The following is a 24,522-nucleotide window of genomic DNA, read 5'->3' as shown; positions in this document are numbered from 1 at the left end:
CACAACTTCATGATCACCTCCTGGGCGGCGCGAGCCGGTGATCATGAGGTTGTGCCGGGGACACGCCGGTGAGCCGTGCCATAAGTTCATGATCAACCCGGGAAGGGGCCTGGGGCTGGTGATCATGGGCGGCATAGGATCGGGTGGCACCGAGCAATAGGAGTGACGCCATGCACGAGCCCAAACTGCCGCACCTGACGGCCGCCGACCCGGCGCTGGCCGCGCTGATCGAGGGCGAGGCGAAACGCCAGCACGACAAGCTGCGGATGATCGCGTCGGAGAACTACGTGTCGACCGCCGTGCTGGAAGCCTGCGGGACGGTGCTCAACAACAAGTACTCCGAGGGTTACCCGGGCAAGCGCTACTACGAGGGCCAGCAGTTCTGCGACCAGATCGAGACGCTGGCCATCGAGCGGGCCAAGGCGCTGTTCGGCACCGCGCACGCCAACGTGCAGACGTACTCCGGCTCCCCCGCCAACCTTGCCGTCTACCTGGCCTTCATGCAGCCGGGCGACACCTTCCTGTCGCTGGAACTGGCGCAGGGCGGGCACCTCACGCACGGCTCGCCGGTGTCGGCGACGGGCAAGTGGTTCCGGCCGGTGCACTACACCGTAGGGCGGGACAGCGGCCGCATCGACATGGACCTGGTCCGCGACATCGCGCTGGCCGAGCGCCCCAAGATGATCTTCTGTGGCGGTACGGCCATCCCGCGCACCATCGACTTCCCGGCCTTCGCCGCGATCGCCCGCGAGGCCGGCGCGATCCTGGTCGCCGACATCGCGCACATCGCGGGCCTGATCGCGGGCGGGGCGCACCCGTCGCCGGTCGGCCACGCCGACGTGATCACCACGACCACCCACAAGACCCTGCGCGGCCCTCGCGGCGCCATGATCATGGCGAGCGCCGAGCATGCCACCGCCATCGACAAGGCCGTCTTCCCCGGCCTGCAGGGCGGCCCGCACAACCACACCACCGCCGGTATCGCCGTCGCGCTGCACGAGGCGGCGCAGCCGACCTTCACCGCGTACGCCCACCAGGTCGTCGCGAACGCCAAGGCGCTCGCGGCCGCGCTCAACGACCGGGGCTTCGACCTGGTCTCCGGGGGCACCGACAACCACCTGGTGCTCATCGACCTGACCGGCAAGGGTGTCGAGGGCAAGCCCGCGGCCAAGGTGCTCGACGCGGCCGGCATCGAGCTGAACTTCAACACGGTGCCCTACGACCCGCGCAAGCCGTGGAGCCCGTCCGGCATCCGCCTGGGCACCGCCGCGCTCACCACGCGAGGCCTCACCGAGCAGCACATGCCGCAGGTAGCGGCATGGATGGACGACGCCGTCACCGCCGCCGTCAAGGACGACACCGCCGCCGTCGAGCGCATCGCCGGCGAGGTGCGCGACCTGCTCCAGGGTTTCCCCATGCCGGGGTACACCGACTAGCACTGTGATCGGAGCTCCTTTCGTGCTGAACTGTTCAGCACGAAGGGGGCTTCGATCATTGACAAAGCAGCTGGAGCTCATATGAAGCGCGTAACCATCGCCGACATCGCCCGCGCGGCGGGGGTGTCCAAAGGCGCCGTGTCGTACGCGCTCAACGGCCGGCCCGGCGTCTCCGAGGAGACCCGCCGCCGCATCCTCGCCGTGGCCGAGCAGTTCGGCTGGCATCCCAGCAGCGCGGCACGGGCGCTGTCCGACGGCCGCACCGGCGTGCTCGGCCTGATCGTCGACCGCCCGGCCCGCACGCTGGGCATCGAGTCGTTCTTCATGCAGCTCATCTCGGGCATCGAGGCGACCCTGTCGGCCCGCGACGTCAGCCTGCTGATGCAGGTCACCGAGGACCGCGAGCGCGAGATGGCGACGTACCGCCGCTGGTGGGCGCAGCGCCGGGTGGACGGCGTGATCATCGTGGACCTGCGCCGCGACGACCCGCGCATCCCGCTGCTCGAAGAGCTGAACATGCCGTGCGTCGTCATCGGCGGCCCGCACGGCCTCGGCACCCTGCCCGGCGTGTGGAGCGACGAGGTCGCGGTGACCACCTCGGTGGTCGAATACCTGGCCGCGCTGGGGCACCGGCGGGTCGCCCGGGTCGCCGGGCTGGCCGACCTGTGGCACACCTCGCTGCGCGGGCAGGCCGTCGCCGACTCCGCCGACCGGGTCGGGCTGACCGACGTGACCACCGTCTACACCGACTACACCGGCGAGGAGGGCGCCCGCGCCACCCGTGCGCTGCTGTCCCGGCGGCCGTCGCCGACCGCGATCGTCTACGACAACGACACCATGGCGGTCGCGGGGCTGGGCGTCGCGCACGAGATGGGCATCTCCGTGCCGCACCAGCTGTCCATTGTGGCCTGGGACGACTCGCCGCTGTGCCAGCTGCTGCACCCGCAGCTGTCCGCGGTCAGCCGCGACATAGCGGCCTACGGCGCGCACGCCGCCGACCAGCTGCTGAAGATCCTCGACGGGGCCGAGATCCGCGGCTTCCAGGACACGACACCGCAGCTCGTGCCCCGGGGAAGCACCGCTCCGCCGGCCGCCTGAGGCCTAGACTCGGCCCATGACCCTGTCCGCGGCGTACGCCCGCGAGCTGCTGGCGGCGCTGCCGGCCCAGGTCGCCGACCCGCTGAGCGCGGCCGAGTTCGCCGGCCTGGCAAGCCGCTTCGGGTTCGTCTTCAACCCCGATCACCGCGCCCTGCTCACCGCCGGGCTGCCGGTCGGCGAGCGCTGGCCGGACTGGCGCGACGGCGACCCGGACCGCCTGCGCGAACTGCTCGCGGCTCCCGTCGACGGGGTGCTGTTCGACGTGCAGGAGAACGGGTTCTGGCTGGCCGCGTGGGGCGACCGGCCGTCACGCACCGCCTTCGCCCTGGCCGTCGCCCGGCGCATGCTCGTGCAGGTCCCGCAGCTCGTCCCCGTGTACGGCCACCGCTACGCCCCCGCGCTCCCCGAGACCGACCTACCCGTCTTCTCGGTCATGCAGACCGACGTCATCGTGTACGGCGACACCCTGCCCGCCTACCTGCACCATGAGTTCGATCTGCCCCGCACCGACCCCACCCTCGGCAGCGCCTCCACCAGACAGGTCCCCTTCTGGTCCGACCTCACCTGATCCCGTCCACCCTGTCGCCCAGCCCGTGCCACATATAAACGTTGGCCTATCTGATCGAGTTTTCGAAGATCGGGCTCGATCAGATAGGCCAACGTCGATCAAAAGCCGGGTGTGGAACGCGGGCGACGCTCAGAGCAGGGCGTAAACCGTGGTTGCGTGGGCCACGAGCACACCCTTGGCGGTCATCGTGATGTCGGCGAAGGCCATGGTACGGCCGAGCTTGGTCAGCCGGGCCGTGACCAGCACGTCGCTGCCGAGCACCGGCCGCTGGAACGTCGTCGACAGCTGCACCGTGGTCATCGGCACGAAGCCGCCCCGAGCCGCGCTGACCGCGATCACCGTCGCGGTGTCCGCGGCCGCCATCAGCGCCTGCCCGCTCAGCGCCCCGCCCTCCCGGGCCAGCCGGTCCGACCAGGGCAGCCGCAACGTGGCCCAGTCCGGACCCGTCTCCTGCACGGTCAACCCCAGCTCCAGCACCCACGGGGCGAAGTTCTCGGCGAGGGTCCGGTCCCCGTCGAGCGCGGGCGCGTCCTGCTCCACGCTGCCGCCCGCGACACTGGGCAGCACCTGCACCTCGCCGCCGCCGGCGACCGGCGTGTCCTGACCCGACAGCATCCGGCAGTCCTCCCCATCCACGTACACGTTGACGTAGCGGCGCAGCTCGCCCCGCTCGTCGCGGATGCGCCGGCCCAGCCGGGGCCAGCGCTGATCGACCTCGTCCAGCACCGCACGCAGCGTGCCGTCCGCCTGTACCTCAAGTTTGGACTCGCCGCCGACCTCGGTCCGCAGCGCCCCCGGCACCAGCACCGTGACCATCAGATCCGGACCGCCCGTACACACAGCACGTCGGGCAGGTGCGCCGCGACCAGCGCCCAGCTGTCACCCTCGTCGGCGCTGGCGAACACCTCGCCGGTGCGGCTGCCGAAGTAGACGCCGACCGGGTCGTTGTCGTCGGCGCACATGGCGTCACGCAGCACCGACGGGTAGAACGGGGCGGTGGGCAGCCCGTACGACTGCGGGGTCCAGGTCTTGCCCGCGTCGCTGGTGCGGAAGACCCGGCACTTGTTCTCGACCGGGAAGCGCAGCGCGTCGGCGGTGATCGGGAAGTTCCAGGCGGTGCCGCCGCGGCGCGGGTGCGCCACCATCGCGAAGCCGAAGTCGCTGGGCAGGCTGTCCGCGATCGAGGACCAGGTCTGGCCGTCGTCGTCGGAGCGGTACACCCCGTGGTGGTTCTGCAGGTACAGCCGCTCGGGGTCCTCGCCGTCGCGGGCGACCTTGTGCACGCACTGGCCGAACTCCGGGAACGCGTCGGGGCTGAAGGTCACCTTGATGCCGCTGTTGGACGGGTGCCAGGTCTGCCCGCCGTCGGTGGTCCGATACACGCCGCCGGTGGACATCGCCACCAGCACCCGCTGCGGATCGGCCGGGTGCGGCAGGATCGTGTGGATGGCCTGGCCGCCGAAGCCCTCGCCCCACTCGGTGCGGTGCGGGTGGTCCCACAGGCTGCGGACCAGCTCGTAGGTCAGGCCGCCGTTGGTCGAGCGGAACAGCGCGGACGGCTGCGTGCCCGCCCAGACCACGTCCGGCTCGGCGGCCGAGCCCGGCTGCAGCGCCCACACCCTGGTCAGCGCCGTATCGGTCTCGCGCGGGAACGCCAGCGGGGCGTGGTCCGGCTCGCGCCAGCAGGCGCCCAGGTCGTCGCTGGTGGCCACGCTCGGGCCGAAGTGCGAGCTGTCGACGGCCGCCAGCAGGCGGGGCGTGGCGCGGCGGGTGTCGACGCCCACGGCGTACACCCCGGTCATCGGGAATTGCGGCACCGACATCTGCCAGGCGTCCCCGACCCGGTCCCGGCGGGCCAGGAACAGCCCTTTCGCTGTGCCTATGAGCAGCAGAACGGTCATCGTCGACCTCTTCGTCTCAGGTTCCACGGCATCGGCCGCTGCGCGCACCCTGAGCTGCCCCTGCCCGGTCGGCCAGGATGCCCGTGACGTCCGACACAACACACTACGTGGAACAATCGTGGCGTGACCCGCTTCCGCCTCCCCGCCGCCATCAGCGTCGCCGCCCTGATCACCGTGCTCGGCGGCTTCCCCATCGCCGCACAGGGCGGGTTCTGGTGGCTGGTGCTCCTCGTCCCGGCCGCGATCATGGTCTGGGCCTGGCGGGCCGGCACCGACGCCAACGAGCGCGGGCTGCGCGTACGGGCCCTGCTCGGCACCCGGATCGTGCTCTGGCCCCAGGTCGCCGAGCTGCGCGCGGACGGCCCCAAGCGTGTCGTCGCCGTGCTCACCGACGGCAGCGCCCTCACCCTCACCGCCGTCCGCCCCACCGACCTGCCCAAGCTGGTCGCCGCCGCCGGACAACCCCTCACCACCGCCTGACGAGGCAGGTCAGTAGCCGTCGTGGACCTGGTTGTCGAGGGGTTCGCCAGCGAGGTGGCGGTGTAGCTGCCGGGCCACCAGGCGGTACGCGCGCGGCAGCAGGCCGCGCACCGAACCTGCCACGTGTGGCGTGATCAGGACGTTGGGCATGTCCCACAGGGGGTGCCCGGCGGGCAGCGGCTCGGGGTCGGTGACGTCCAGGGCCGCGCTGATCCGGCCCGACGCCAGCTCCTTGGCCAGCGCCGCGGTGTCGGCGACCGGCCCCCGGGCGGCGTTGACCAGCATGGCCCCGTCGGCCATCGCGGACAGGAACGACGCGTCCACCAGACCCCGGGTCTGCGGGGTCAGCGGCACCAGCAGCACCACCACGTCGGCCTGCGGCAGCAGCCGGGGCAGCTCGTCGACGCCGTGCACGCCGTCGCGGGCGGTACGCGCGACATAGGCCAGGTCCACCTCGAACGGGGCCAGCCGCGCCGCGACCGCCGCGCCGATGGAGCCCGCGCCGACGATCAGCACCCGCTTGCCGCCCAGCTCGTCGGTGGGCGTGACCTCGGCGTACGACCAGCGGTGCGCCGCCTGCGCCCGCGCGAAGTGGTCGAAACGGCGCAGCGAGGACAGGATCGCCGTGACCACCCATTCGGCGGTGTGCGAGTCGTGCACACCGCGCGCGTCGCACAGCGTCACGCCCTCGCGCAGCCGTCCGACCCAGGCATCGGCCCCGGCGGTGGTCAGCTGCACGACCTTGAGCCCGGTCATCCGGTCGGCGAGGCCGACCACGTCGCCGCCGCTGAGGAACGGCGGCACCCAGAACTCGACCTCGGCCGGGTCGCCCGGCAGGGGCGCGTCGGGGCGGGGCAGCACCGCCACCTCGACACCCGCCGGCAGCGGGCCCATCAGTTCACGTCCGGCCTCATGGGCGATCCACATGCGCACGGCCCCACGCTAGCGGCCGCGGAGGGGGTGGGTGAAGGGCACCTGCCGCGTTCCGGAAGGTGCCCTTCATGACGTCCCGCCGTCACTCCCAGTAGATCGACTCCTGCTCGAGCGAGGCGTCGTACGAGCTGAACGGGGCGTTCCCGGTGCCCACGACCGCACCGGCGGCATCGACCGCCTGCAGGCGTAACCTGCTCTTGCCGTCGTAGGGGAAGGCGCCGACCCCGTCGACGAGCTCGAAGGTGCCGGTGACCCGGTCATCCGCCGCCAGCAGCCGCACCTCCACCGCTTCGGGCGGCGCCAGTACCAGCACCCGGGTCGGGTTCGGCGTCTGGCTCAGCGTCGGGTTCGGCGTGGGGTTCGGCGTCGAGCTCGGCGGGGTCAGCCACCAGGACTCCATCGCGATCATCGCACCGGCCCGGCCCAGGTCGACGTCGGTGTGGAAGCCGAAGGCGGCCTGCTGGGTTTCCACCTCGACTCGCCAGATGCCGTCCGCCTCCGGGGCCACGATCAGGCTGATCGCGGGTTCGTCCGCGGGCGCGTCGGGCAGCCGCCCCATGTACAGCAACCGGGGCGGCCCGATCAGCCCGCTCGTGCTGCCCTGCCTGCGGAGCAGCGCCGCGGCCTTGACGGGGTCGACCTCGCCACGGGCCGCGGCCACGGCCGCGGTCACCTCCTCCTCGGTGAGCGGTCGCACGTTGTGCTCACTGAGCCCGCCGGCTCCGGCCCTGCCCAGGTAGCGCACCTTGCCGTCGCAGGTCACCCGGTGTACCTGCGTCGGCTGGACGTCCAGGACAAGGTCACCCGTCGGTTCGTCGCGCCACGTCCGCGGCGTGCTTATCGTCGCGACGGCGATCCGGCAGCCGGCCGGGACCAGCGCAAGATCGACGCCGGCACCCCAGGCGACGGCGGTGTTGGCGAAAGAGACGCCGACGTATGGGTTCAGCGGGTACACCGAGACCATCGAGCCGTTGGCGCGCTGCTCGGTGCCCGCGTTGGCCAGCTGCTCCGGGCTCGCCCCACGTTCGTCGAACACGGCGATGCCGACCTGCTGCCCGGCGTCGTAACGGGCGGCGACGACGAGGCGGGCGGTCCCGACGTCCCCCACGAAGAGGATCTTCACCGCTCCGTCGGGCACCACGTCGACGTCGCGCTGCCGCAACCGCGCGGCCAGCTCGTCGACGAACCCCCGGTCGGCCGCGAGGCTGCCCCGGGTGGGGGACTCGATCAGCCGCCGGATCCACGGCGTGATCGGCTCGCTGCGATGCATGACCCCCACCGGCGAGGCAGACGGGTCGACGACCTCCGGCTGCGCGGTCGTCGCCGGTCCCAGCGGGCCCAGCATGATCCCTGCCAGCGCGGCGGCCAGCACCGCACTGATGCCGCCGGCCAGCATCCGCCGACGGCCGCGCCGGTGCCGGCGCATCAGGCGGCCGTACGGGTCCTCCCCCGGCACCACCGGACCGGCCAGCCGGGCCAGCCCTTCGATCAGCTCACGCTCGCTCACGCGATCACCTCCGCCACGTCGCCCGCGCGCCGGGGCTCCGGGCGCAGCACCTCCCGCAACCTCGCCAGCCCACGGCTGGCCTGCGACTTCACCGAACCCGCCGAGCAGCCCATCAGCGCCGCGGTGTCCGCTTCGGACATGTCCTCCCAGTACCGCAGCACCAGCACGGCGCGCATGCGCACCGGCAGCTCCGCCAACGCCGCCATCAGCTCGTCGCGTTCGGCGTGGGCTGCGCTCCCGTCTGCCCGCCCTCGTTCCGGCAGCACGCCGGTGAGCAGTTCACGGGAGCCGATCCGGCGCCACACGCTGGTGCGCTGGTTCACCAGCGCCCGCCGCAGGTACGCCATGGGCTCGTCCACCTGGTCCCAGCGCCGGTACGCCTTGAGCAGCGCCGACTGCACGAGATCCTCGGCAGCGTGGGTCGAGCCGGTGAGCAGGTATGCGGTGCGCAGCAGCTCGCCGTAGCGAAGCTGCACGAACTCGCGGAACCCCTCGTCCGCCATACGGCTCCTCCTTCCGTCGCCCTTCCCGACGCGGATGTGCGGGCGCGGGTTGAGAGAAACGAGGCAGTAGTTGAGCACAGCGCACGGAGATAGGCTCGTTCGCATGTCGTCGCGCCGGGCACGGAACGGGATCATCGCGGCGCTGACCGCGTTCGCCTTCACGGCCGGGTGCAGCGAGGAGCCCGAGACGATCGCCACGCAGGCCCCGACGCTGCCGGCCGCGCAGGCGTCGGCCGCGGCGACCTTCAGCCCGCGTACCGCCGAGGTGAAGACCCTGGCCACCGGGCTGCGCGCGCCGTGGGGGGTGGCGTTCCTGCCCGACGGCGGCGCGCTGGTGACCGAGCGCGACTCGCGGCGGATCGTGCAGGTCGGCCCCGGCTCGTCCGGCGGGAAGCTCACCGTCACCGAGGTCGGGACGATCCGCGAAGCGGACTCCGGCGGCGAGGGCGGCCTGCTCGGCATCGCGGTGTCGCCGCAGTACGCGCAGGACAAGACGGTGTTCCTGTACTACACCGCGGGCGACGACAACCGGATCGCGCGCTGGAAGCTCGGCGGACGGCCGGAGCCGATCGTCACCGGCATTCCGATCTCGGGCATCCACAACGGCGGGCGGCTGGCCTTCGGGCCGGACGGCTTCCTGTACGCGACCACCGGCGACGCCGCGACCCGGGGCAACTCGCAGGACCTGAAGAGCCTCGGCGGGAAGATCCTGCGCATGACGCCCGACGGCAAGCCTGCCCCCGGCAACCCGTACGGCACGCTGGTCTGGTCGTACGGGCACCGCAACGTGCAGGGCATCGCCTGGGACGCCGGCGGCCACCTGTGGGCGACCGAGTTCGGCCAGAACACCTGGGACGAGGTCAACCGGATCGAGCCGGGGAAGAACTACGGCTGGCCCGAGGTCGAGGGCGCGGCCGGCGAGGGGCAGTACGTCGACCCGGTGGTGGCGTGGCCGACCGACGAGGCGTCGTGTTCGGGTGCGGCGATGGCCGGGGACGTCTTCGTCGCCGCCTGCCTGCGCGGCGAGCGGCTGTGGCTGGTGCCGGTGCAGGCCGACGGCACGCTGCGGGCGGCCCCGGCGGCGGCGCTCGTCGGCGAGTACGGCCGCCTGCGCGACGCGCACACCGCCCCGGACGGCTCGGTGTGGGTGCTCACCAGCAACCACGACGGCCGCGGTGAACCCGCCGAAACCGATGATCGAATTCTGGCCGTCACGCTCGCTCCCGCGTGACACCCGGGGCATGATGGGGCGATGACTCGGTTGCCGCGGTGGGCACGGCCGCTGAGCCGCAGCGGGGCAGACCGGTCTGGCGGCGAGCCCCCGCGCGGGCGTGCCGTGCAGGTGTGGGACGCGTTCGGCCGGGTGCCGTGGCGTCGGTTCGGCTCCGCGCTCGGGCTGCTCGCCGTGTCGCTGACCGGGCTCGCGCTCGGCCTCTACCTGGCCGCCGGCACCAGCGTCGACGTCGGCCCGTTCCGGTCGACGATGGCGGTCACCCCGTCGTGGTACGGCGACACCGAGATCATCCTGCCGCCGCTGGGTTCACTGCAGCTCGACAGCCACGACGGCCCCGCCCGGCTGATGGTGCGGCTGGACGCGCTCGACCGCGCCCGCACCGAGGCGCTGATCACCGACCCGGCGGGCATCACCGCGGCCAGCCGCACCGCCGTCGACGACGTGCGCGCCGGGGTCACCCGGCTGGTGCTGCGCGCCACCGCGGTCGCGGTGCTCGGCGCGATGCTGCTGTCCGCGCTGGTGTACCGGCGGATGCGCCGGGTCGCCTGGGCGGGCGGGCTCGCACTCACGATCATGGCGGCGGCGTTCGGATCGGCGTTCGGCACCTTCAACCCGGGTGCGCTGCGCGAGCCGCGGTACGAGGGGCTGCTGGCCAACGCGCCGTCGGTGCTCGGCAACGCGCAGCGCATCGCCGACCGGTACGACGAGTACGCAGCCCAGCTGCAGAAGCTGGTGCAGAACGTGGGCAGCCTCTACGCCACGGTGCAGAACCTTCCCGTCTACTCCCCCGAGGACAACACGCTGCGCGTGCTGCACGTCTCCGACCTGCACCTGAACCCGGCCGCGTGGGGCGTGATCCGGACCGTGGTGGACAACTTCCACATCGACGTCGTCGTCGACACCGGCGACATCACCGACTGGGGCAGCGAGCCGGAGAAGGCGTTCGTGGCGTCGATCTCGCTGCTGAAGGTGCCGTACGTCTTCGTGCGCGGCAACCACGACTCGGCCGTGACCCAGGCCGCTGTCGCCGCCCAGCCGAACGCGATCGTGCTGGACGACAAGGTGGTACGGGTGGCCGGGCTGAGCATCGCCGGGATCGGCGACCCGCGCTTCACCCCCGACAAGGGGCTGGAACCGGCGGGCTCCGGCGACTCGAAGCAGACCGTCGAACGGGTCATCGACGTCGGGGACCAGCTCGCCGACACCATAGCCAAGCAGCGGGACGAGGTCGTCGACCTGGCGCTGGTGCACGATCCGATGTCCGCGGGGCCGCTGGCCGGGTACACCCCGCTGGTGCTGGCCGGGCACCGGCACCACCGGGAGATCAGCAAGCTGGGCGACGACCAGACCATGCTCATGGTGCAGGGTTCGACCGGCGGGGCCGGGCTGCGCGGACTGGAGGGCGAGACGCCCACGCCGCTGACGATGTCGGTGCTCTACTTCGACGACAACCGGGCGCTGATGGCGTACGACGACATCACCGTCGGCGGCACCGGCCTGGCCGAGGTCGCCCTGTCGCGCCACGTCGTCGACGACACCCCACCGGGCCAGTCAGCCGCCCCGGGCACGTCGCCCCGCCCGACCCCCTCCCGCACCCGCTGACCCGCTGACCCTCAGCCTGCCCTCAGCCTGAGGCGACCTCCCCGCGGCGACCCCACCCGCCAAAAATAGACGCTGGCCTATTACATCGATTATTCGAAGATCGAACTCGATGTAATAGGCCAGCGTCTATGGAAAAGGCAGGGCGTCCCGCGTGACCGGCGGACCGGTCAGCTAGCCAGGCGGGCCAGGACCAGTTCGCGGACGGTCTTGGCGTCGGCCTGGCCCTTGGTGGTCTTCATGACCGCGCCGATGATGACACCGGCGGCGGCCTGGTTGCCGCCGCGGATCTTCTCGGCGACCGCGGGGTTGGCGGCGATGGCCTCGTCGATGGCGGCGGTCAGCGCACCGGTGTCGGAGACGACCTCCAGCCCACGGGCGGCCATGATCTGCTCCGGGTCGCCCTCGCCGGCCAGCACGCCCTCCAGCACCTGGCGGGCCAGCTTGTCGGTCAGCTTGCCCGACTCGACCATCACCTGCAGCTTCGCGACCTGCTCCGGGGTGGCGCCGACGGCCTCCAGCTCGACGCCCTCGGCGTTGGCGCGGCGCGACAGCTCGCCCAGCCACCACTTGCGGGCCGCCTCCGGCGACGCGCCCGCGGCGACGGTGCGCTCGATCAGGCTGACCGCGCCCGCGTTGAGGATGGACTGCATGTCCAGGTCGGACAGGTTCCAGTCGGTCTTCAGCCGGGCCCGGTGCGCGCTCGGCAGCTCCGGCAGCGCGGCCTTGAGCTTGGCCACCCACGCCGGCTCGGGCGCGAGCGGCACCAGGTCGGGCTCGGGGAAGTAGCGGTAGTCGGTCGCGGTCTCCTTGGACCGGCCGGACGTGGTGTCGCCGGTGTCCTCGTGGAAGTGCCGGGTCTCCTGGGTGATGGCGCCGCCGCCGTCGAGGACCATGGCCTGGCGCAGCATCTCCGAGCGCACCGCGCGCTCGACGCTGCGCAGCGAGTTGACGTTCTTGGTCTCGGTGCGGGTGCCCCACTCCGCGCCGGGCAGGTTCAGCGAGGTGTTCACGTCGCAGCGCATCGAGCCCTGCTCCATGCGCACGTCGGAGACGCCGAGCGTGCGGATCATGTCGCGCAGCTCGGCGACGTACGCCTTGGCGATCTCGGGGGCGCGCGCGCCGAGGCCGGGCACCGGCTTGGTGACGATCTCGACGAGCGGGATGCCGGCCCGGTTGTAGTCGACCAGCGACTCGGTCGCGCCGTGGATGCGCCCGGTGGCGCCGCCGACGTGCAGCGTCTTGCCGGTGTCCTCCTCCAGGTGCACGCGCTCGATGCCGATGCGCACGGTCTCGCCGTCGATCTCGACGTCGAGGTAGCCGTCGGTGCACAGCGGCTCGTCGTACTGGCTGATCTGGAAGTTCTTCGGCATGTCCGGGTAGAAGTAGTTCTTGCGGGCGAAGCGGCACCAGGTGGCGATCGAGCAGTTCAGCGCGAGCCCGATGCGGATGGTCGCCTCGATCGCGGCGCGGTTGGCCACCGGGAGGCTGCCGGGCAGACCCAGGCAGACGGGGCACACCTGGGTGTTCGGCTCGCCGCCGAAGTCGGTCGGGCAGCCGCAGAACATCTTGGTGACCGTGCCCAGCTCGACGTGCGTCTCCAGGCCGATGACCGGCTCGTACCGCGAGATGACGTCGTCGTAGGTGGGCAGCACGTTGGTGCTCATCTGCTCGCTCCAGGCTGGGCGTGGGCGTGCGAGACGCCGCCGGACAAAACAACCACCAGCCTAGTAGCCCGCCCGGCCCCGCTCACACCGGGTTATCCGCCCCCGGACGCATCGATCATGACAGAACGAGTGGCGTACGTCACAACATGAACCGATCGGGTGAGCCTGCATTCATTCATTCGTCGCTGTGCGCTGATCACCGCCGCCCCGATCCTGAATGCACCCTGAGAACGGGACACGCACCGACCGGGCCACCCCTATCCGGCCTGCCGGTTCCCCGCGTCGCGTTCTTTCCCTCATCGATGCACAGGGAGGTGCATGATGGGTTCCGCAACGCTGTCCCGCCTCACCGCCGAGGCGCTCGGCACCGCAGTGCTGGTCTTCTTCGGTGTCGGCGCACTGCTCGTCGGCGGCGGTCCGCTGCTCGCCGGCGCGGTCGGCCTGATGATCGCCGCGGCCGCCGCCGCCTGGATCTTCGGCGGTCACTTCAACCCCTGGCTCACCCTCGCCGCCGCGGTCCGCGGCAGCGTGGACTGGGTCGGCGGCGCTCTGATCATCGCCGCACAACTGGTCGGCGGTTTCGTCGGCGGCCTGCTCATGTGGCTGTGCTACGGCGAGAACGGCGTCGCCGCCGGGCTCGGCGCGAACCGCCTGTCCGAGGCGGCGAGCTCCGGCAAGGGCCTGGTCGCGGCGATCGTCGCCGAGGCGCTGGCCGTGTTCGTCATCGCCTGCGTCATGTTCGCGGTCGGCGACGGCGAGCGTTCGGGCATCAGCCTCGGCCTGGCGTACGCCGGTGGCACGCTTGCCATCGCGGCGGTCACCAGCGCGTCGCTCAACTTCGCCCGCACCTTCGGGCCCGAACTCGCGCTGACCCTGGCGGGCGGCGCGTCGGACTGGTCCGACATCTGGGTGTTCGCCGTCTCCGGCGCCATCGGCGCGGTCCTCGCGGGCCTGCTCTACCCCCGCTTGAAGGGGGCCGCCTCCTGACGCCCGGTCCGCCGGCTCCGTGGCGCGGCCCGTGCCCTGACCCGGACCCACTCCTCAGGCAATGAGAAAGCGGCGTCCCCCTCCCCGGCCGGGAGGGGGACGCCGCCTCGCGTCAGACCGTCAGAGCGCGGGCGGGGCGAACGTGCCCACCGTCGACTCGACCGCGGCGGCGATCCGGTACATCCGGTCGTCGGCCATGGTCGGGGCCATGATCTGCAGACCCACCGGCAGCCCCTCGGACAGGCCGGCCGGCACCGAGATGGCCGGGCCGCCGTAGAGGTTCGTCGGGATCGTGTACAGGTCCGCCAGGTACATCTGGTACGGGTCGGCGGTGCGCGCGCCCAGCTCGAACGCGGTGAACGGGGTGGTCGGCGAGACCAGCACGTCGACCTGCTCGAACGCGGACGTGAAGTCGCGCGTGATGAGCGTGCGCACCTTCTGCGCCTGGCCGTAGTAGGCGTCGTAGTAGCCCGACGACAGCGCGTACGTGCCGATGATGATGCGGCGCTTGACCTCGTCGCCGAAGCCCGCCTCGCGGGTCAGCGACATGACGTCCTCGAGCGAGTTGCGGCCGTCGTCGCCGACGCGCAGGCCGAAGCGCACCGAGTCGAACCGGGCCAGGTTCGACGAGCACTCGCTCGGCGCGATCAGGTAGTAGGCCGGCAGCGCGTACTGGAAGTGCGGGCAGGAGATCTCGACGACCTCGGCGCCCAGCTTGGTCAGCGCCTCCACGGTGTCGCGGAAGACGGCCATGACGCCGGGCTCCGCGCCCTCGCCGGAGAACTCCTTGACCAGGCCGACGCGCACCCCGGTGAGGTCACCGGAGGCGCCCTGGCGGGCGGCGGCGACGACGTCCGGCACGGGCAGCGGGATCGAGGTGGAGTCGCGCGGGTCGTGCCCGGCGATCACCTGGTGCAGCAGGGCGGTGTCCAGCACGGTGCGCGCGACCGGGCCGGGCGTGTCCAGCGACGAGGAGAACGCGATCAGGCCGTAGCGGGAGGTGCCGCCGTAGGTCGGCTTCGCGCCGACGGTGCCGGTGACCGCGCCGGGCTGGCGGATCGAACCGCCGGTGTCGGTGCCGATGGCCAGCGGGGCCTCGTACCCGGCGACCGCCGCCGCCGAGCCGCCGCCGGAGCCACCCGGGATGCGGGTCAGGTCCCACGGGTTGTACGTCGGGCCGTAGGCCGAGTACTCGGTGGAGGAGCCCATCGCGAACTCGTCCATGTTGGTCTTGCCGAGCATGACCATGCCCGCGTCGCGGATGCGGGTCATCACCGTCGCGTCGTACGGCGGCCGCCAGCCTTCGAGGATCTTCGAGGCGGCGGTGGTGGGGATGCCCTTGGTCGCGATGACGTCCTTGATCGCGATCGGCACGCCGGCCAGCGGCCCGAGCTTCTCGCCGGCGGCACGCTTGGCGTCGACGGCCCGCGCGGCCTCGACCGCGCCCGAGTCGTCGACGTGCAGGAACGCGTGCACCCGGCCGTCGACCTCGGCGATGCGGTCCAGGTGGGCGCGGGTGACCTCCTCCGCGGACACGTCCCCGGCGGCGATCTTCCCCGCCAGGTCGGCCGCGGTCAGCTTGATCAGATCACTCATCGGGGTCACTCCTCATCCGCAAGGATCTGGGGTACGCGGAACCGGTCCTCAGCGCTGTCCGGGGCGCCCGACAGCGCCTCGTCCCGGGTCAGGCCGGGCACGATGACGTCCTCGCGCAGCACGTTGACCAGCGGCACCGAGTGCGACGTCGGCGGGATGTCGTCCGCGGCGACCTCACCGACCCGCGCCACCGACTGCAGGATCACATCCAGCTGGCCCGCGAACCGGTCCAGCTCCTGTTCGGTGACGGCGAGCCGCGACAGGCGCGCGAGATGCGCGACCTCTTCGCGGGAGATGGCGGCCATGACTGCCCCCTAGACGTAGCGGCGAACTCGGACAGCGCGAAGGGTGGCACACGCTCCGCGCCCGTAGCGAGTCTATTTGTCACCCGTGGCGTCTTTCGCAGCGCCCCTGCGTCCCGCCGGGAACGGCCCTCGGTCCGGACAGGGATGCTCGCGGCGGCTCCACAACTTCTGGGTTGTGGGCACAACCCAGAAGTTGTGGACCCGTGCGCGAATGCCGCGGCCGGACCCGAGCGCGGGTGGCGGGAGCCACAAGCGGGTGGCCGGAGCCGAGAGCGGGTGGCCGGAGCCGCAAGCGGTCGGCCCAAGCGGCAGCGGTTGGCCGCCGGGCCCGCGGCTCTCAGGCGCTGCGGGCCGGCAGGGTGGTGCGGGCGAGCCAGTCGGCGAGCTCGTCGGGGGGCAGCGGCCGGGCGTAGAACCAGCCCTGGGCGACCTCGCAGCCGGCGGACTGGAGCAGGCGCCAGGCGCGCTCATCCTCGACGCCCTCGGCGACCACGCGCAGGCCGAGCGCCCCGGCCAGCTCGATGATCGACCGTACGATCACCAGGTCGTCCGGGTCGTCGGCCATGGCCATCACGAACGACCGGTCGATCTTCACCTCGGACAGCGGGAGCCGGCGCAGGTGCTGCAGGGACGAGTAGCCGGTGCCGAAGTCGTCCAGCGCGATGCCGACGCCGAGCAGTTGCAGCCGGGTCAGCGTGGCCAGCACCCGGTGCGGGTCGGCCATCAGCGCGCTCTCGGTGATCTCCAGCTGCAGCCGGTACGGCTCCACGTCGTACCGCGCCAGCAGCTCCTCGATCTGCTCGACGATCGCGCCGGTGTGCAGGTCGCGCACGCTGACGTTGACCGCCATACGCACCTGCAGGCCCGACGCGGACCACTTGGCGAGCTGGATCACCGCTTCCTCGACCACCCACCGCGTCAGCAGGCGCATCACGGAGCTGGGCTCGGCCACCCGGATCAGCTCGTCGGGGCTGACCGGGCCGCGGGTCGGGTGCTGCCAGCGCAGCAGCGCCTCCACGCCGACGACCTCGCCGGTCGCGATCTCCACCTGGGGCTGGTAGAACAGCCGCAGCCCGCCCCGGTCCGGCTGGCTGAGCATGGTGCGCAGGTCGGCGAGCAGGCTGAGCCGCTGCGGGGAGTTCTGGTCGGCTTCGGGGCTGTAGACGGCGACGCCGTCGCCGTCGTGCTTGGCCGTGTACATGGCGACGTCGGCGTGGCGCAGCAGGGTGGCGAAGTTGGTGCCGTGGTCGGGGTAGAGGGCGATGCCGATGGAGCCGCCGACGTCGAGCGGCAGGCCGTCCAGCACGACCGGGGCGGTCAGCGCCTGCTCGATCTGCTCGGCCAGCTCCCGTGCCTGCTCAGGGCTGTCGAGGCGCTTCGCCACGACGGCGAACTCGTCGCCGCCCAGCCGCGCGACCAGGTCGCCGGGGCGCACCAGCCGGTCGAGCCGGTCGCCGACCGCGATCAGCAGCCGGTCCCCCACTTCGTGCCCGAGCGAGTCGTTGACGTGCTTGAACCGGTCCAGGTCGAGCAGCAGCAGGCCGAAGCGGCTGCGCGGATCGCCCTGCACGGCGCGCTGGGCGTGGCCGGCGACCGCGGCGGACACCTCGCCGATCAGCGCCTTGCGGTTGGCCAGGCCGGTGAGGGTGTCGATGTTGGCCAGGTGGTTCTGCTCGGCGGTGATGATGGACAGCCGGCGCACTGCCAGCAGCGGCAGGATCAGGGCCAGCACCAGTTCCGGGGCGACCTCGGTCTGCGCGGCGATGACCGGGCCCAGCATCAGCAGCGCGCCGGTGCTGAGCGCCTCGTTGGCCAGCGGGCCCATGATGATCGGCAGCAGCGAGCCGCCGTCGCGCAGCCAGATCGCGGTCGCCGTGGTCAGGTACTTCACCGCGAACCAGGTCGCCGCCGCGGCGGCCAGCGCGAGCAGTCCGGGCGGGTTGTCGCCGCTGAACAGGTGCAGCACCGCGTACGCGAACCCGAAGGCCAGCGTGTACTGGCCGAGGTTGAACACGGCCCGCCACAGCGCGTGCCGCAGCCGCAGCGAGGCCACCGCCACCGCCAGGCCCTGCACCACCACCGCGGCCGCGAGGCCGGAGTCGATCATTATGGCGAACGTGAAACAGATGGACGGGTAGATCGCCGAGGTGTTCCACCGGCCGGGCAGCGTCACGGGCAGCGCGTCGCCCGCGACGGCGAGCCCGGCCAGCAGCCAGAAGCCGACGGTGACATGCGCCAGCACCTCCGGCAGCCCGGCGAGGTCACGCAGCGTGATGGCTGCCGCCGCCACGGTGATCGCGATGACGTACACACCGAAATTCCGCCGCCGCTCCGCGGGCACGCGATTGCGATGTGCCTGCAGTGCTTGGGGTGTGGCCGCCATGGACACCTTCCCGAGGCCGATTGACGCGCGACCGCGCCGCCCGCCGATCGCGGCTGGTCACTTCACTCTAAGCCCGAAAACGCCCCAGACCACTCTGCGCGTTCGCGTGTGACGAAGATGTGATTGTTTGACCCTTTCCTCCGTCACTCCACGTAAGACTCATGCAACCTTGCGTATATCTCCATCCGCCGCTACGGCGCGCCCGACAGCACCCGGCGCAGCCCGTCCCAGGACGCCGCCTCCGCCGCGAGATCACCGTCCGTCGGGGACAGCCGCCAGGCCAGCCGGGTCAGCGCGCGGGTCAGCCGGGCCGCGTCCCGCTCGGCTGGCGTACGGTCCCGCCAGCTCGGTGGCAGCGCCCTCGCCTCCGCCGCGGTCAGCGGCAGCGCGGACAGGCAGCGCCGCGCCGCGTCCGTGGCGGCCGCCGAGCCCGCGCCGACCGTCGGATCCCGATCCGCCAGCTCCACCAGCAGGGACGCACGCATGTGCGCCGCCACGGCCGGCGCGAACACGACCCGTTCGGCGGCGCGGTCGAACAGCCACAACACCAGCGCGAGCGTTTCCGGCGACGCCGGTCCCGGACCGGGCCGGATGGTGACGAGGGAGCCGGCCACGCGCAGCCGTTCCCGCCACCAGACCACATCGCCGCCCGCCTTCCCGTCGGGCGACCGGGCCGCATCGCCGTCGGCGTGACTCTCCAGCCACCGCCGACGCTGACTTTCGTCCATCGCCAGCAGGGCCTTCATCGACTGGCGCAGCGAATCCCACCGGCCCGACGGCATCGCGCCCAGCGGATCGCGGTACGACGTCTGCTCGGGCACGCTGATCTTCGCGATGGCGCCGATCGGGACGCTCAGCGTGTACTCCTGCGGTTCGCGCATCACCAGCAGGCTGACGCCGGTGCCCACGGCGGACACGTCCCGGTAGCCGTCGTCGTAGGACCTCGGCACGTCGACGAACTCGATGCCAAGCACGCCGGCCCGCCGCTCGATCTCCGCGAAGGACGGGGGCGTGCTGTGCGGTGGCAGGTCCAGCCGGTGCGTCTGCACCATGAAGAACAGGCCCTGCCAGGGCGCGAACCGGCTCGACCGCTGCCAGTGCGCTTCGACGAGGCCGAAGTCGTACCACAGGCTGTCGCCGTTGCGGTTCTCGGCGTACTCGCCGAGGTGCTCGACCAGCCGGGCGGTCACCTCGTCCGGATCGTCGTCGGGGTGCACGCCCGCGATACAGCCGGTGCCGAGGACGTCGACGTACCAGTCGGCCGGCGGCGGACGCATTACCGCAGCACCACCCGGATCGCGGTGTTGCGGTAGCCGGCGCGGGCGAAGGCTGCGGCCATCGGCCGGTTACCCAGGTCCGTGTCGGCCCCGATCTCCTCGGCTCCCTGCTCCGCCAGCAGCGCTGTGGCCTCGGCCAGCAGGTCGTCGACGTAGCCGCGTCCGCGCTGCGCGGGCACGACGGCGAGATAGCCGATCACCGCGCGGGTGTGGTTGCGGGACGGCACGACCAGCCCGACCAGGTCGCCCTCCGGCGTGTACGCGGCCCGCCACCACTCGCGCGGCGACGGCAGTTCGGCCAGCCCGGCCAGCATGATGCGGGCGGCCTCGTCCAGGCCGTGCCGGGCGGCGTCGCGGGCGCTGTAGCCGTCGAGCGTGCCCTCGATCGAGGTCCGGCAGATCGCCAGCGCCTGCTCGTCGCCGACCTCGCGGAAGAACAGCCCGGTCGGGCGCGCCGGCACGTCGTCCGCGGGGGTCCAGGTGTAGTTGAACCGCTCGACGAACGGCTCGTACCCGGCGCCGGCCGCGGCGGCCAGCCGGTCCTCGGCGGCCTCCCGCACGCCGCCGGTGTCCCGCCAGCCAGGAGGAAGGAACAGGTGGTACTCGGGCCGCTCACCGTCGGCGGTGCGCATCTCACGCAGCGCCGCCGCGAGCAGCGCCGAGCCGATCTCCCGGCGGTCGGGCTCGGCTCCCGGCTCCAGCCAGTCGAGGCAGTACGGGTTCGCCGACTCGGGGAAGCCCCAGAAGGCGCAGCGCGCCACGGTCCGCCCGGCGCGCAACGCCACCCAGCTCCACCCGGGACGGTACTGGCCGTTCGCGAGAAACTCCGGCCAGGCTCGGCGGGACTCCACGCCCACGCCGGGCACCGGCTCATGCGGGTACGCCAGGAACAGGTCCTGCTCGCCGACGCGCAGCGAGCGGATTTCCAGATCGTTCACCTTCGTCGTCATCGATGCCGACGCTAGATCACTTGTCTACCCGTTTTCGCGGTGCGCGTCCGCGTAAGCCTTCGCGGCCTCCGGGCCCTGCTCCAGCAGCACGGCGAAGCCCGGCTCGTCGAGGGTCGGCACGCCCAGCGAGCGGGCCTTGTCCAGCTTGGACCCGGCGTTCTCGCCGACCACGACGAAGTTGGTCTTCTTCGAGACCGAGCCCGCCACCTTCGCGCCGAGCGCGGTCAGCGCGTCGGCGGCCCCATCCCGGGTGTGGTTCTCCAGCGTGCCGGTGACCACCACGGTCAGGCCGTCCAGCGGCTTGGGCCCGGTGTCGGCGACCGGCTCCTGCTCCATGCGCACGCCTGCGGCACGCCATTTGTCGACCAGCTCGCGGTGCCAGTCCTCGGCGAACCACTCGCGGACCGCCTCGGCGATGGTCCCGCCGACGTCCTCGACCACCGACATCTGCTCCAGCGAGGCCGACGCGATCGCGTCGAGCGCGTTGAAGTGGTTGGCCAGCGCGCGGGCCGCGGTCGGGCCGGTGTGCCGGATCGACAGCGAGGTCAGCACCCGGAACAGTTCCTTGCTCTTGGCCAGTTCCAGGTTGGCCAGCAGCTTGCCCGCGTTCGTGGACAGCGTGCCGTCCTTCTTCAGGAAGAACGGCGACTTCGCCAGCTGCGTCTCGTCGAGGCTGAACAGGTCGCCCTCGTCGGCCAGCACGCCGTCGGTGACCATCGCCCAGGCGGCCTTCTCGCCCATGCCCTCGATGTCGAAGCCGTCCCGGCCGCCGATGTAGATGATCCGCTGGGCGACCTGGGCCTTGCAGTAGCGGGTGTTCGGGCAGCGCAGGTCGACGTCGGCCTCCTTGGCCGGGGCGAGCTTGGTGCCACAGGACGGGCAGGTCGGCGGCATGGTCCAGGCGTGCTCGCTGCCGTCGCGCAGCCCCTCGACCGGGCCGAGCACCTCCGGGATCACGTCGCCCGCGCGCCGGATCACCACGGTGTCGCCGATCAGCACGCCCTTGCGCGCCACCTCCTGCTGGTTGTGCAGGGTCGCGCTGGCGACGGTCACGCCACCGACGAACACCGGCTCCAGCACCGCGTACGGCGTCACCCGGCCGGTGCGGCCGACGTTCACCTCGATGCCGAGCAGCTTGGTGTTGACCTCCTCGGGCGGGTACTTGAACGCGATCGCCCACCGCGGCGCGCGGCTGGTCGCGCCGAGCTTGGTCTGCTCGGCGACGTCGTCGACCTTGACCACGACGCCGTCGATGTCGTGTTCGAGGTCGTGCCGGTGCGCGGCGTAGTTCGCGATGTAGGCCTTCACCTCGTCCAGCGAGCCGACCACCTGCCACCGCTCGCTGGTGGGCAGTCCCCACGCCTTGAGCTGCGCGTACGCGTCGGACTGGCTGACCGGCTCGAAGCCCGCGCGGGCGCCGATGCCGTGCACGATCAGGTGCAGGGCGCGCCTGGCGGTGATCGCGGGGTCCTTCTGCCGCAGCGAGCCGGAAGCGGCGTTGCGCGGGTTGACATACGTCCGCTCGCCCGCCGCGAGCTGGGCCGCGTTCAGGTCGGCGAAGGCCTGCGCCGGGAAGTAGATCTCGCCGCGGACCTCGACCAGGTCCGGCGGGTTGTCCCCGGCCAGCTTGTGCGGGATGCCCGCGATGCGGCGCACGTTGGCGGTGACGTCCTCGCCGGTGCGCCCGTCGCCGCGGGTCGCGCCCCTGGTCAGCCGGCCCTTCTCGTAGGTGAGGTTGACCGCGAGGCCGTCGATCTTCAGCTCGCAGAGGTAGCGCACCGGCGCGCCCGCGTCCTTCTCGACCCGGGCGGCCCAGGCGGCGAGCTGGTCGTCGTTGAACGCGTTGTCGAGGCTGAGCATGCGCTCGGCGTGGTCGACGCTGGCGAAGCCGAGCCAGTCGCCGGCCCCGACCCGCTGCGTCGGCGAGTCCTGCGAGACCAGCTCGGGCTGCGCCAGCTCCAGCGCCTCGAGCTCGTGCATCAGCTCGTCGTAGGCCGCGTCGGACAGCGTCGGCGCGTCGTCGACGTAGTACCGGTGCTGCGCGTCATTGATCTTGGCCACGAGCTCGGCGTACCGCGTCCGGACCTTGTCGGTTACCTCACTGGTCACCCGTGCACGGTAACCGCAACCACCGACACCGCGGACCCCGCCCTGCGGACCACCCATGATCTGTTTTCGTGGACGCCGGACGTCGTCCCAGCAGCGCCGGGCGTCCACTAAAACAGATCATGACGTCAGTCCCAGGCGGCGCCGAGCATCGCCAGCTGATCCGCGTACTCGATGCGCCCGGCCCAGTCGGCCGGCCAGCTCGACATGCCCGTGGCGGCCCCGTGGAACGCGCCCGCCAGGCAGGCGATCGAGTCGGAGTCGCCGCTGGTCGCCGCGGCCCGGCCGAGCGCGGCCAGCGGGTCGTCGGCGTGGCGCAGCGCCGCGAGCAGCGCCGTGGCCAGCGCCTCCTCCGCGATCCAGCCCTCGCCGGTCTCCCGGCACACGTCACCGCCCGAGTCCGGCCTGGCCAGCGCCGCGAGCAGCAGGTCCAGCGCGTCCGCGCACTCGTCCCAGCCCCGCGCGATGAACTCCTCCGGCGTCACCACGCCCGGCCGCTGCCACAGGTCGCCGAGCCAGTCCTCGCGGTAGACGGTGCGCTGGTCGGCACAGCGGTCCCGCAGCGCGCCGGGCACGTCGGCCAGGTCGAGGCCGTCGCGCGGCAGGCGTACCGCCAGCGCGGTCAGCTCGGCCGCCGCCAGCCCGGTCGGGTGCCCGTGGGTCAGCCCGGCCTGCAACTGCGCCACCCCGGCCAGCGTGTCCAGGTCGTAACCGGCGATCAGCCCGACCGGGGTGACCCGCATGTTCGCCCCGCAGCCCTTCGAACCGGCGACCGTCGCCTCCTGCCAGCGCAGTCCCTGCGACAGGTTGGCGCAGGCGTTCAGGCAGGTCATGCCGGGTGCGCGGTTGTTGTCCGGACTCTGCGCCCAGGCCAGGAAGCGCTCGCGCAGCAGCGGTTCGAGCACCGCGGCCGACGGCTCGGGGGCGTCGCGCAGCGCCCAGGCCACCGCGAGCGCCATCTGCGTGTCGTCGGTGACGAGCGCCGGCTCGGGCAGCTCCCGGGGCCCGCCCGGCCCGTAATCCGCCGTGATCTCGGCATACCTGCGGAACTCGGTCGGCTTGCCCAGCGCGTCGCCGTACGCCAACCCGAAGAGCGACCCGCTGGCCGCGTCCATCACCATCACCCGCGGCATCCTGCCACCCCGACGCCACCCGCGCCGTGTCCGGGCGGCTGCCGTGACGGCCGCCCGGACGTCGGCGATCAGGCGACGGCCGGGTACAGCTTGCGCAGGTCGCCGGACAGGCCGGACTTGACCTGGCGGCTGACGTCGTCGGCGAGCACCTCGGGCAGGCCCTCCTCCACGCCGTCCAGGACCTGCGCCACCACGTCCGCGGGGGCGACCTTCGGGCCCTCGACGTGTGCGGCCATGTCGGTGTCGATGTAGCCGATGTGCACCCCGGTCACCAGCGTGCCCTGCTCGTGCAGCGCCAGCCGCAGCGCGTTGGTCGCCGCCCACGCGGCGGACTTCGAGGCCGAGTAGCCCGCGGTGGTGGGCATCGCGAACCAGGACAGCGCGGACAGCACGTTGACGATCGCGCCGCCGCCGTTGGCGCCCAGGACCGGCGCGAACTCGCGGGCCACCCGTACCGTGCCGAAGTAGTTGGTCTCCATCTCGCGGCGCAGCGCCTCGTCGCCGTCGAGGACGCCCGCCCCGGTCGCGATGCCCGCGTTGTTGATCAGCAACTGCACGTCGCCCGCCTGCTTCACGGCCGCGGCCACCGAGTCGGGGTCGGTGATGTCGAGCTGGAGCGGCACCACCCGCGGGTCGGTGATCGACGCGGCGTCACGTGCGGCGGCGTACACCTTCGTCGCGCCACGAGCCAGCAGCGCCTCGGTGAACGCCTTGCCGAGGCCGCGGTTGGCGCCGGTCACGAGTGCCGTAGAACCGTTGATCTTCATACTTCGCCTCCTGGTGGGTACTGCCTTCACCAGCCAAGCTATACGAAACGTATAGCCATCGTCCTGCGATATGAATCATATAGCGGCCACTA

General features: G+C 72.1%; 21 protein-coding genes. 7 read left to right on the top strand and 14 right to left on the bottom strand.

The genetic code is table 11. The annotated features are described in order from the left end of the window. Nucleotides 1–170: 170 nt before the first annotated feature. The 3 genes from F6W97_RS20235 to F6W97_RS20225 all read left to right on the top strand — a co-directional run bounded on the left by F6W97_RS20235 (nucleotide 171) and on the right by F6W97_RS20225 (nucleotide 3,102). Nucleotides 171–1,436, top strand: coding sequence for a serine hydroxymethyltransferase (locus F6W97_RS20235; protein ID WP_155372022.1), 1,266 nt, complete (start codon nucleotides 171–173; stop codon nucleotides 1,434–1,436). A gap of 81 nt (nucleotides 1,437–1,517) precedes the next feature. Further along, a complete protein-coding gene (locus tag F6W97_RS20230; protein ID WP_155372021.1) occupies nucleotides 1,518–2,534 on the top strand; it encodes a LacI family DNA-binding transcriptional regulator in 1,017 nt (338 codons plus the stop codon). A 16-nt stretch (nucleotides 2,535–2,550) separates the two neighbouring features. Next, complete coding sequence (locus F6W97_RS20225; RefSeq protein WP_155372020.1) at nucleotides 2,551–3,102, top strand: hypothetical protein; 552 nt, start codon at nucleotides 2,551–2,553, stop codon at nucleotides 3,100–3,102. A 129-nt stretch (nucleotides 3,103–3,231) separates the two neighbouring features. On the opposite strand, the gene F6W97_RS20220 is transcribed toward F6W97_RS20225, so the two are convergent. Further along, nucleotides 3,232–3,918, bottom strand: a complete 687-nt coding sequence (locus F6W97_RS20220) for a MoaD/ThiS family protein (RefSeq protein ID WP_230686835.1) — start codon at nucleotides 3,916–3,918, stop codon at nucleotides 3,232–3,234. Next, nucleotides 3,918–5,003, bottom strand: a complete 1,086-nt coding sequence (locus tag F6W97_RS20215) for a WD40/YVTN/BNR-like repeat-containing protein (protein WP_155372019.1) — start codon at nucleotides 5,001–5,003, stop codon at nucleotides 3,918–3,920. The genes F6W97_RS20220 and F6W97_RS20215 overlap by 1 nt, the downstream gene beginning before the upstream one ends. Nucleotides 5,004–5,126: 123 nt before the next feature. Between F6W97_RS20215 and F6W97_RS20210 the strand changes: the two genes are divergently transcribed. Continuing rightward, complete coding sequence (locus F6W97_RS20210; protein ID WP_155372018.1) at nucleotides 5,127–5,483, top strand: PH domain-containing protein; 357 nt, start codon at nucleotides 5,127–5,129, stop codon at nucleotides 5,481–5,483. Nucleotides 5,484–5,492: 9 nt separating this feature from the next. On the opposite strand, the gene F6W97_RS20205 is transcribed toward F6W97_RS20210, so the two are convergent. The 3 genes from F6W97_RS20205 to F6W97_RS20195 all read right to left on the bottom strand — a co-directional run bounded on the left by F6W97_RS20205 (nucleotide 5,493) and on the right by F6W97_RS20195 (nucleotide 8,426). Then, on the bottom strand, nucleotides 5,493–6,416 hold the full coding sequence (locus tag F6W97_RS20205) for a 2-hydroxyacid dehydrogenase (protein WP_155372017.1): 924 nt from the start codon (nucleotides 6,414–6,416) through the stop codon (nucleotides 5,493–5,495). An 82-nt stretch (nucleotides 6,417–6,498) separates the two neighbouring features. Further along, nucleotides 6,499–7,923 (bottom strand): hypothetical protein, encoded by a 1,425-nt coding sequence (locus F6W97_RS20200; RefSeq protein WP_155372016.1) that lies wholly within the window; start codon nucleotides 7,921–7,923, stop codon nucleotides 6,499–6,501. Then, nucleotides 7,920–8,426, bottom strand: a complete 507-nt coding sequence (locus F6W97_RS20195; RefSeq protein WP_155372015.1) for a SigE family RNA polymerase sigma factor — start codon at nucleotides 8,424–8,426, stop codon at nucleotides 7,920–7,922. Before F6W97_RS20195 ends, F6W97_RS20200 begins: the two co-directional genes overlap by 4 nt. Before the next feature lie 103 nt (nucleotides 8,427–8,529). Here F6W97_RS20195 and F6W97_RS20190 point away from each other — a divergent pair, with 103 nt between their 5' ends. Both F6W97_RS20190 and F6W97_RS20185 read left to right on the top strand, forming a co-directional pair. Continuing rightward, nucleotides 8,530–9,657 (top strand): PQQ-dependent sugar dehydrogenase, encoded by a 1,128-nt coding sequence (locus F6W97_RS20190; protein WP_155372014.1) that lies wholly within the window; start codon nucleotides 8,530–8,532, stop codon nucleotides 9,655–9,657. A 21-nt stretch (nucleotides 9,658–9,678) separates the two neighbouring features. Next, on the top strand, nucleotides 9,679–11,262 hold the full coding sequence (locus F6W97_RS20185; protein ID WP_155372013.1) for a metallophosphoesterase family protein: 1,584 nt from the start codon (nucleotides 9,679–9,681) through the stop codon (nucleotides 11,260–11,262). Between the two features lie 167 nt (nucleotides 11,263–11,429). Here F6W97_RS20185 and gatB read toward each other — a convergent pair whose 3' ends face one another. Next, complete coding sequence (gatB, locus tag F6W97_RS20180; RefSeq protein WP_155372012.1) at nucleotides 11,430–12,926, bottom strand: Asp-tRNA(Asn)/Glu-tRNA(Gln) amidotransferase subunit GatB; 1,497 nt, start codon at nucleotides 12,924–12,926, stop codon at nucleotides 11,430–11,432. A 321-nt stretch (nucleotides 12,927–13,247) separates the two neighbouring features. On the opposite strand from gatB, the gene F6W97_RS20175 reads away from it, so the two are divergent. Continuing rightward, nucleotides 13,248–13,913: an MIP/aquaporin family protein gene (locus F6W97_RS20175; RefSeq protein WP_196279246.1), complete on the top strand. Its 666-nt coding sequence runs from the start codon at nucleotides 13,248–13,250 to the stop codon at nucleotides 13,911–13,913. A gap of 120 nt (nucleotides 13,914–14,033) precedes the next feature. On the opposite strand, the gene gatA is transcribed toward F6W97_RS20175, so the two are convergent. From gatA to F6W97_RS20135, 8 genes are all read right to left on the bottom strand, one after another. Next, the gene (gene gatA, locus F6W97_RS20170) at nucleotides 14,034–15,509 is read right to left on the bottom strand and encodes an Asp-tRNA(Asn)/Glu-tRNA(Gln) amidotransferase subunit GatA (protein WP_155372010.1); all 1,476 of its coding nucleotides are present in this window, start codon (nucleotides 15,507–15,509) and stop codon (nucleotides 14,034–14,036) included. A 5-nt stretch (nucleotides 15,510–15,514) separates the two neighbouring features. Then, nucleotides 15,515–15,814 (bottom strand): Asp-tRNA(Asn)/Glu-tRNA(Gln) amidotransferase subunit GatC, encoded by a 300-nt coding sequence (gatC, locus tag F6W97_RS20165; RefSeq protein WP_155372009.1) that lies wholly within the window; start codon nucleotides 15,812–15,814, stop codon nucleotides 15,515–15,517. A 337-nt stretch (nucleotides 15,815–16,151) separates the two neighbouring features. Next, a complete protein-coding gene (locus tag F6W97_RS20160) occupies nucleotides 16,152–18,125 on the bottom strand; it encodes a putative bifunctional diguanylate cyclase/phosphodiesterase (RefSeq protein ID WP_230686834.1) in 1,974 nt (657 codons plus the stop codon). A gap of 263 nt (nucleotides 18,126–18,388) precedes the next feature. Continuing rightward, nucleotides 18,389–19,474 carry a hypothetical protein gene (locus F6W97_RS20155; protein WP_155372007.1) on the bottom strand — a complete coding sequence of 362 codons (1,086 nt, stop codon included), beginning with the start codon at nucleotides 19,472–19,474 and terminating at the stop codon, nucleotides 18,389–18,391. Continuing rightward, complete coding sequence (locus tag F6W97_RS20150) at nucleotides 19,474–20,424, bottom strand: GNAT family N-acetyltransferase (RefSeq protein WP_230686833.1); 951 nt, start codon at nucleotides 20,422–20,424, stop codon at nucleotides 19,474–19,476. The genes F6W97_RS20155 and F6W97_RS20150 overlap by 1 nt, the downstream gene beginning before the upstream one ends. A 24-nt stretch (nucleotides 20,425–20,448) precedes the next feature. Continuing rightward, on the bottom strand, nucleotides 20,449–22,590 hold the full coding sequence (gene ligA / locus F6W97_RS20145; protein WP_155372006.1) for an NAD-dependent DNA ligase LigA: 2,142 nt from the start codon (nucleotides 22,588–22,590) through the stop codon (nucleotides 20,449–20,451). Between the two features lie 68 nt (nucleotides 22,591–22,658). After that, nucleotides 22,659–23,663 carry an ADP-ribosylglycohydrolase family protein gene (locus F6W97_RS20140; RefSeq protein WP_155372005.1) on the bottom strand — a complete coding sequence of 335 codons (1,005 nt, stop codon included), beginning with the start codon at nucleotides 23,661–23,663 and terminating at the stop codon, nucleotides 22,659–22,661. A gap of 68 nt (nucleotides 23,664–23,731) precedes the next feature. Further along, on the bottom strand, nucleotides 23,732–24,430 hold the full coding sequence (locus F6W97_RS20135) for an SDR family oxidoreductase (RefSeq protein ID WP_155372004.1): 699 nt from the start codon (nucleotides 24,428–24,430) through the stop codon (nucleotides 23,732–23,734). Nucleotides 24,431–24,522: the final 92 nt, after the last annotated feature.

The organism is Catellatospora vulcania, from assembly GCF_009720385.1.
Lineage (GTDB): Bacteria > Actinomycetota > Actinomycetes > Mycobacteriales > Micromonosporaceae > Catellatospora > Catellatospora vulcania.
The sequence above is the reverse complement of the archived record's forward strand: the minus strand, read 5'-3'. Positions and strand labels throughout refer to the sequence as shown.

Coding starts and splice junctions, on each gene's coding strand:
- F6W97_RS20235 (WP_155372022.1), top strand. CDS start 171: ATGCACGAGCCCAAACTGCCGCACCTGACGGCCGCCGACCCGGCGCTG.
- F6W97_RS20230 (WP_155372021.1), top strand. CDS start 1,518: ATGAAGCGCGTAACCATCGCCGACATCGCCCGCGCGGCGGGGGTGTCC.
- F6W97_RS20225 (WP_155372020.1), top strand. CDS start 2,551: ATGACCCTGTCCGCGGCGTACGCCCGCGAGCTGCTGGCGGCGCTGCCG.
- F6W97_RS20220 (WP_230686835.1), bottom strand. CDS start 3,918: ATGGTCACGGTGCTGGTGCCGGGGGCGCTGCGGACCGAGGTCGGCGGC.
- F6W97_RS20215 (WP_155372019.1), bottom strand. CDS start 5,003: ATGACCGTTCTGCTGCTCATAGGCACAGCGAAAGGGCTGTTCCTGGCC.
- F6W97_RS20195 (WP_155372015.1), bottom strand. CDS start 8,426: ATGGCGGACGAGGGGTTCCGCGAGTTCGTGCAGCTTCGCTACGGCGAG.
- F6W97_RS20190 (WP_155372014.1), top strand. CDS start 8,530: ATGTCGTCGCGCCGGGCACGGAACGGGATCATCGCGGCGCTGACCGCG.
- F6W97_RS20185 (WP_155372013.1), top strand. CDS start 9,679: ATGACTCGGTTGCCGCGGTGGGCACGGCCGCTGAGCCGCAGCGGGGCA.
- gatB (WP_155372012.1), bottom strand. CDS start 12,926: ATGAGCACCAACGTGCTGCCCACCTACGACGACGTCATCTCGCGGTAC.
- F6W97_RS20175 (WP_196279246.1), top strand. CDS start 13,248: ATGGGTTCCGCAACGCTGTCCCGCCTCACCGCCGAGGCGCTCGGCACC.
- gatA (WP_155372010.1), bottom strand. CDS start 15,509: ATGAGTGATCTGATCAAGCTGACCGCGGCCGACCTGGCGGGGAAGATC.
- gatC (WP_155372009.1), bottom strand. CDS start 15,814: ATGGCCGCCATCTCCCGCGAAGAGGTCGCGCATCTCGCGCGCCTGTCG.
- F6W97_RS20155 (WP_155372007.1), bottom strand. CDS start 19,474: ATGCGTCCGCCGCCGGCCGACTGGTACGTCGACGTCCTCGGCACCGGC.
- F6W97_RS20150 (WP_230686833.1), bottom strand. CDS start 20,424: ATGACGACGAAGGTGAACGATCTGGAAATCCGCTCGCTGCGCGTCGGC.
- ligA (WP_155372006.1), bottom strand. CDS start 22,590: ATGGGTGGTCCGCAGGGCGGGGTCCGCGGTGTCGGTGGTTGCGGTTAC.
- F6W97_RS20140 (WP_155372005.1), bottom strand. CDS start 23,663: ATGCCGCGGGTGATGGTGATGGACGCGGCCAGCGGGTCGCTCTTCGGG.
- F6W97_RS20135 (WP_155372004.1), bottom strand. CDS start 24,430: ATGAAGATCAACGGTTCTACGGCACTCGTGACCGGCGCCAACCGCGGC.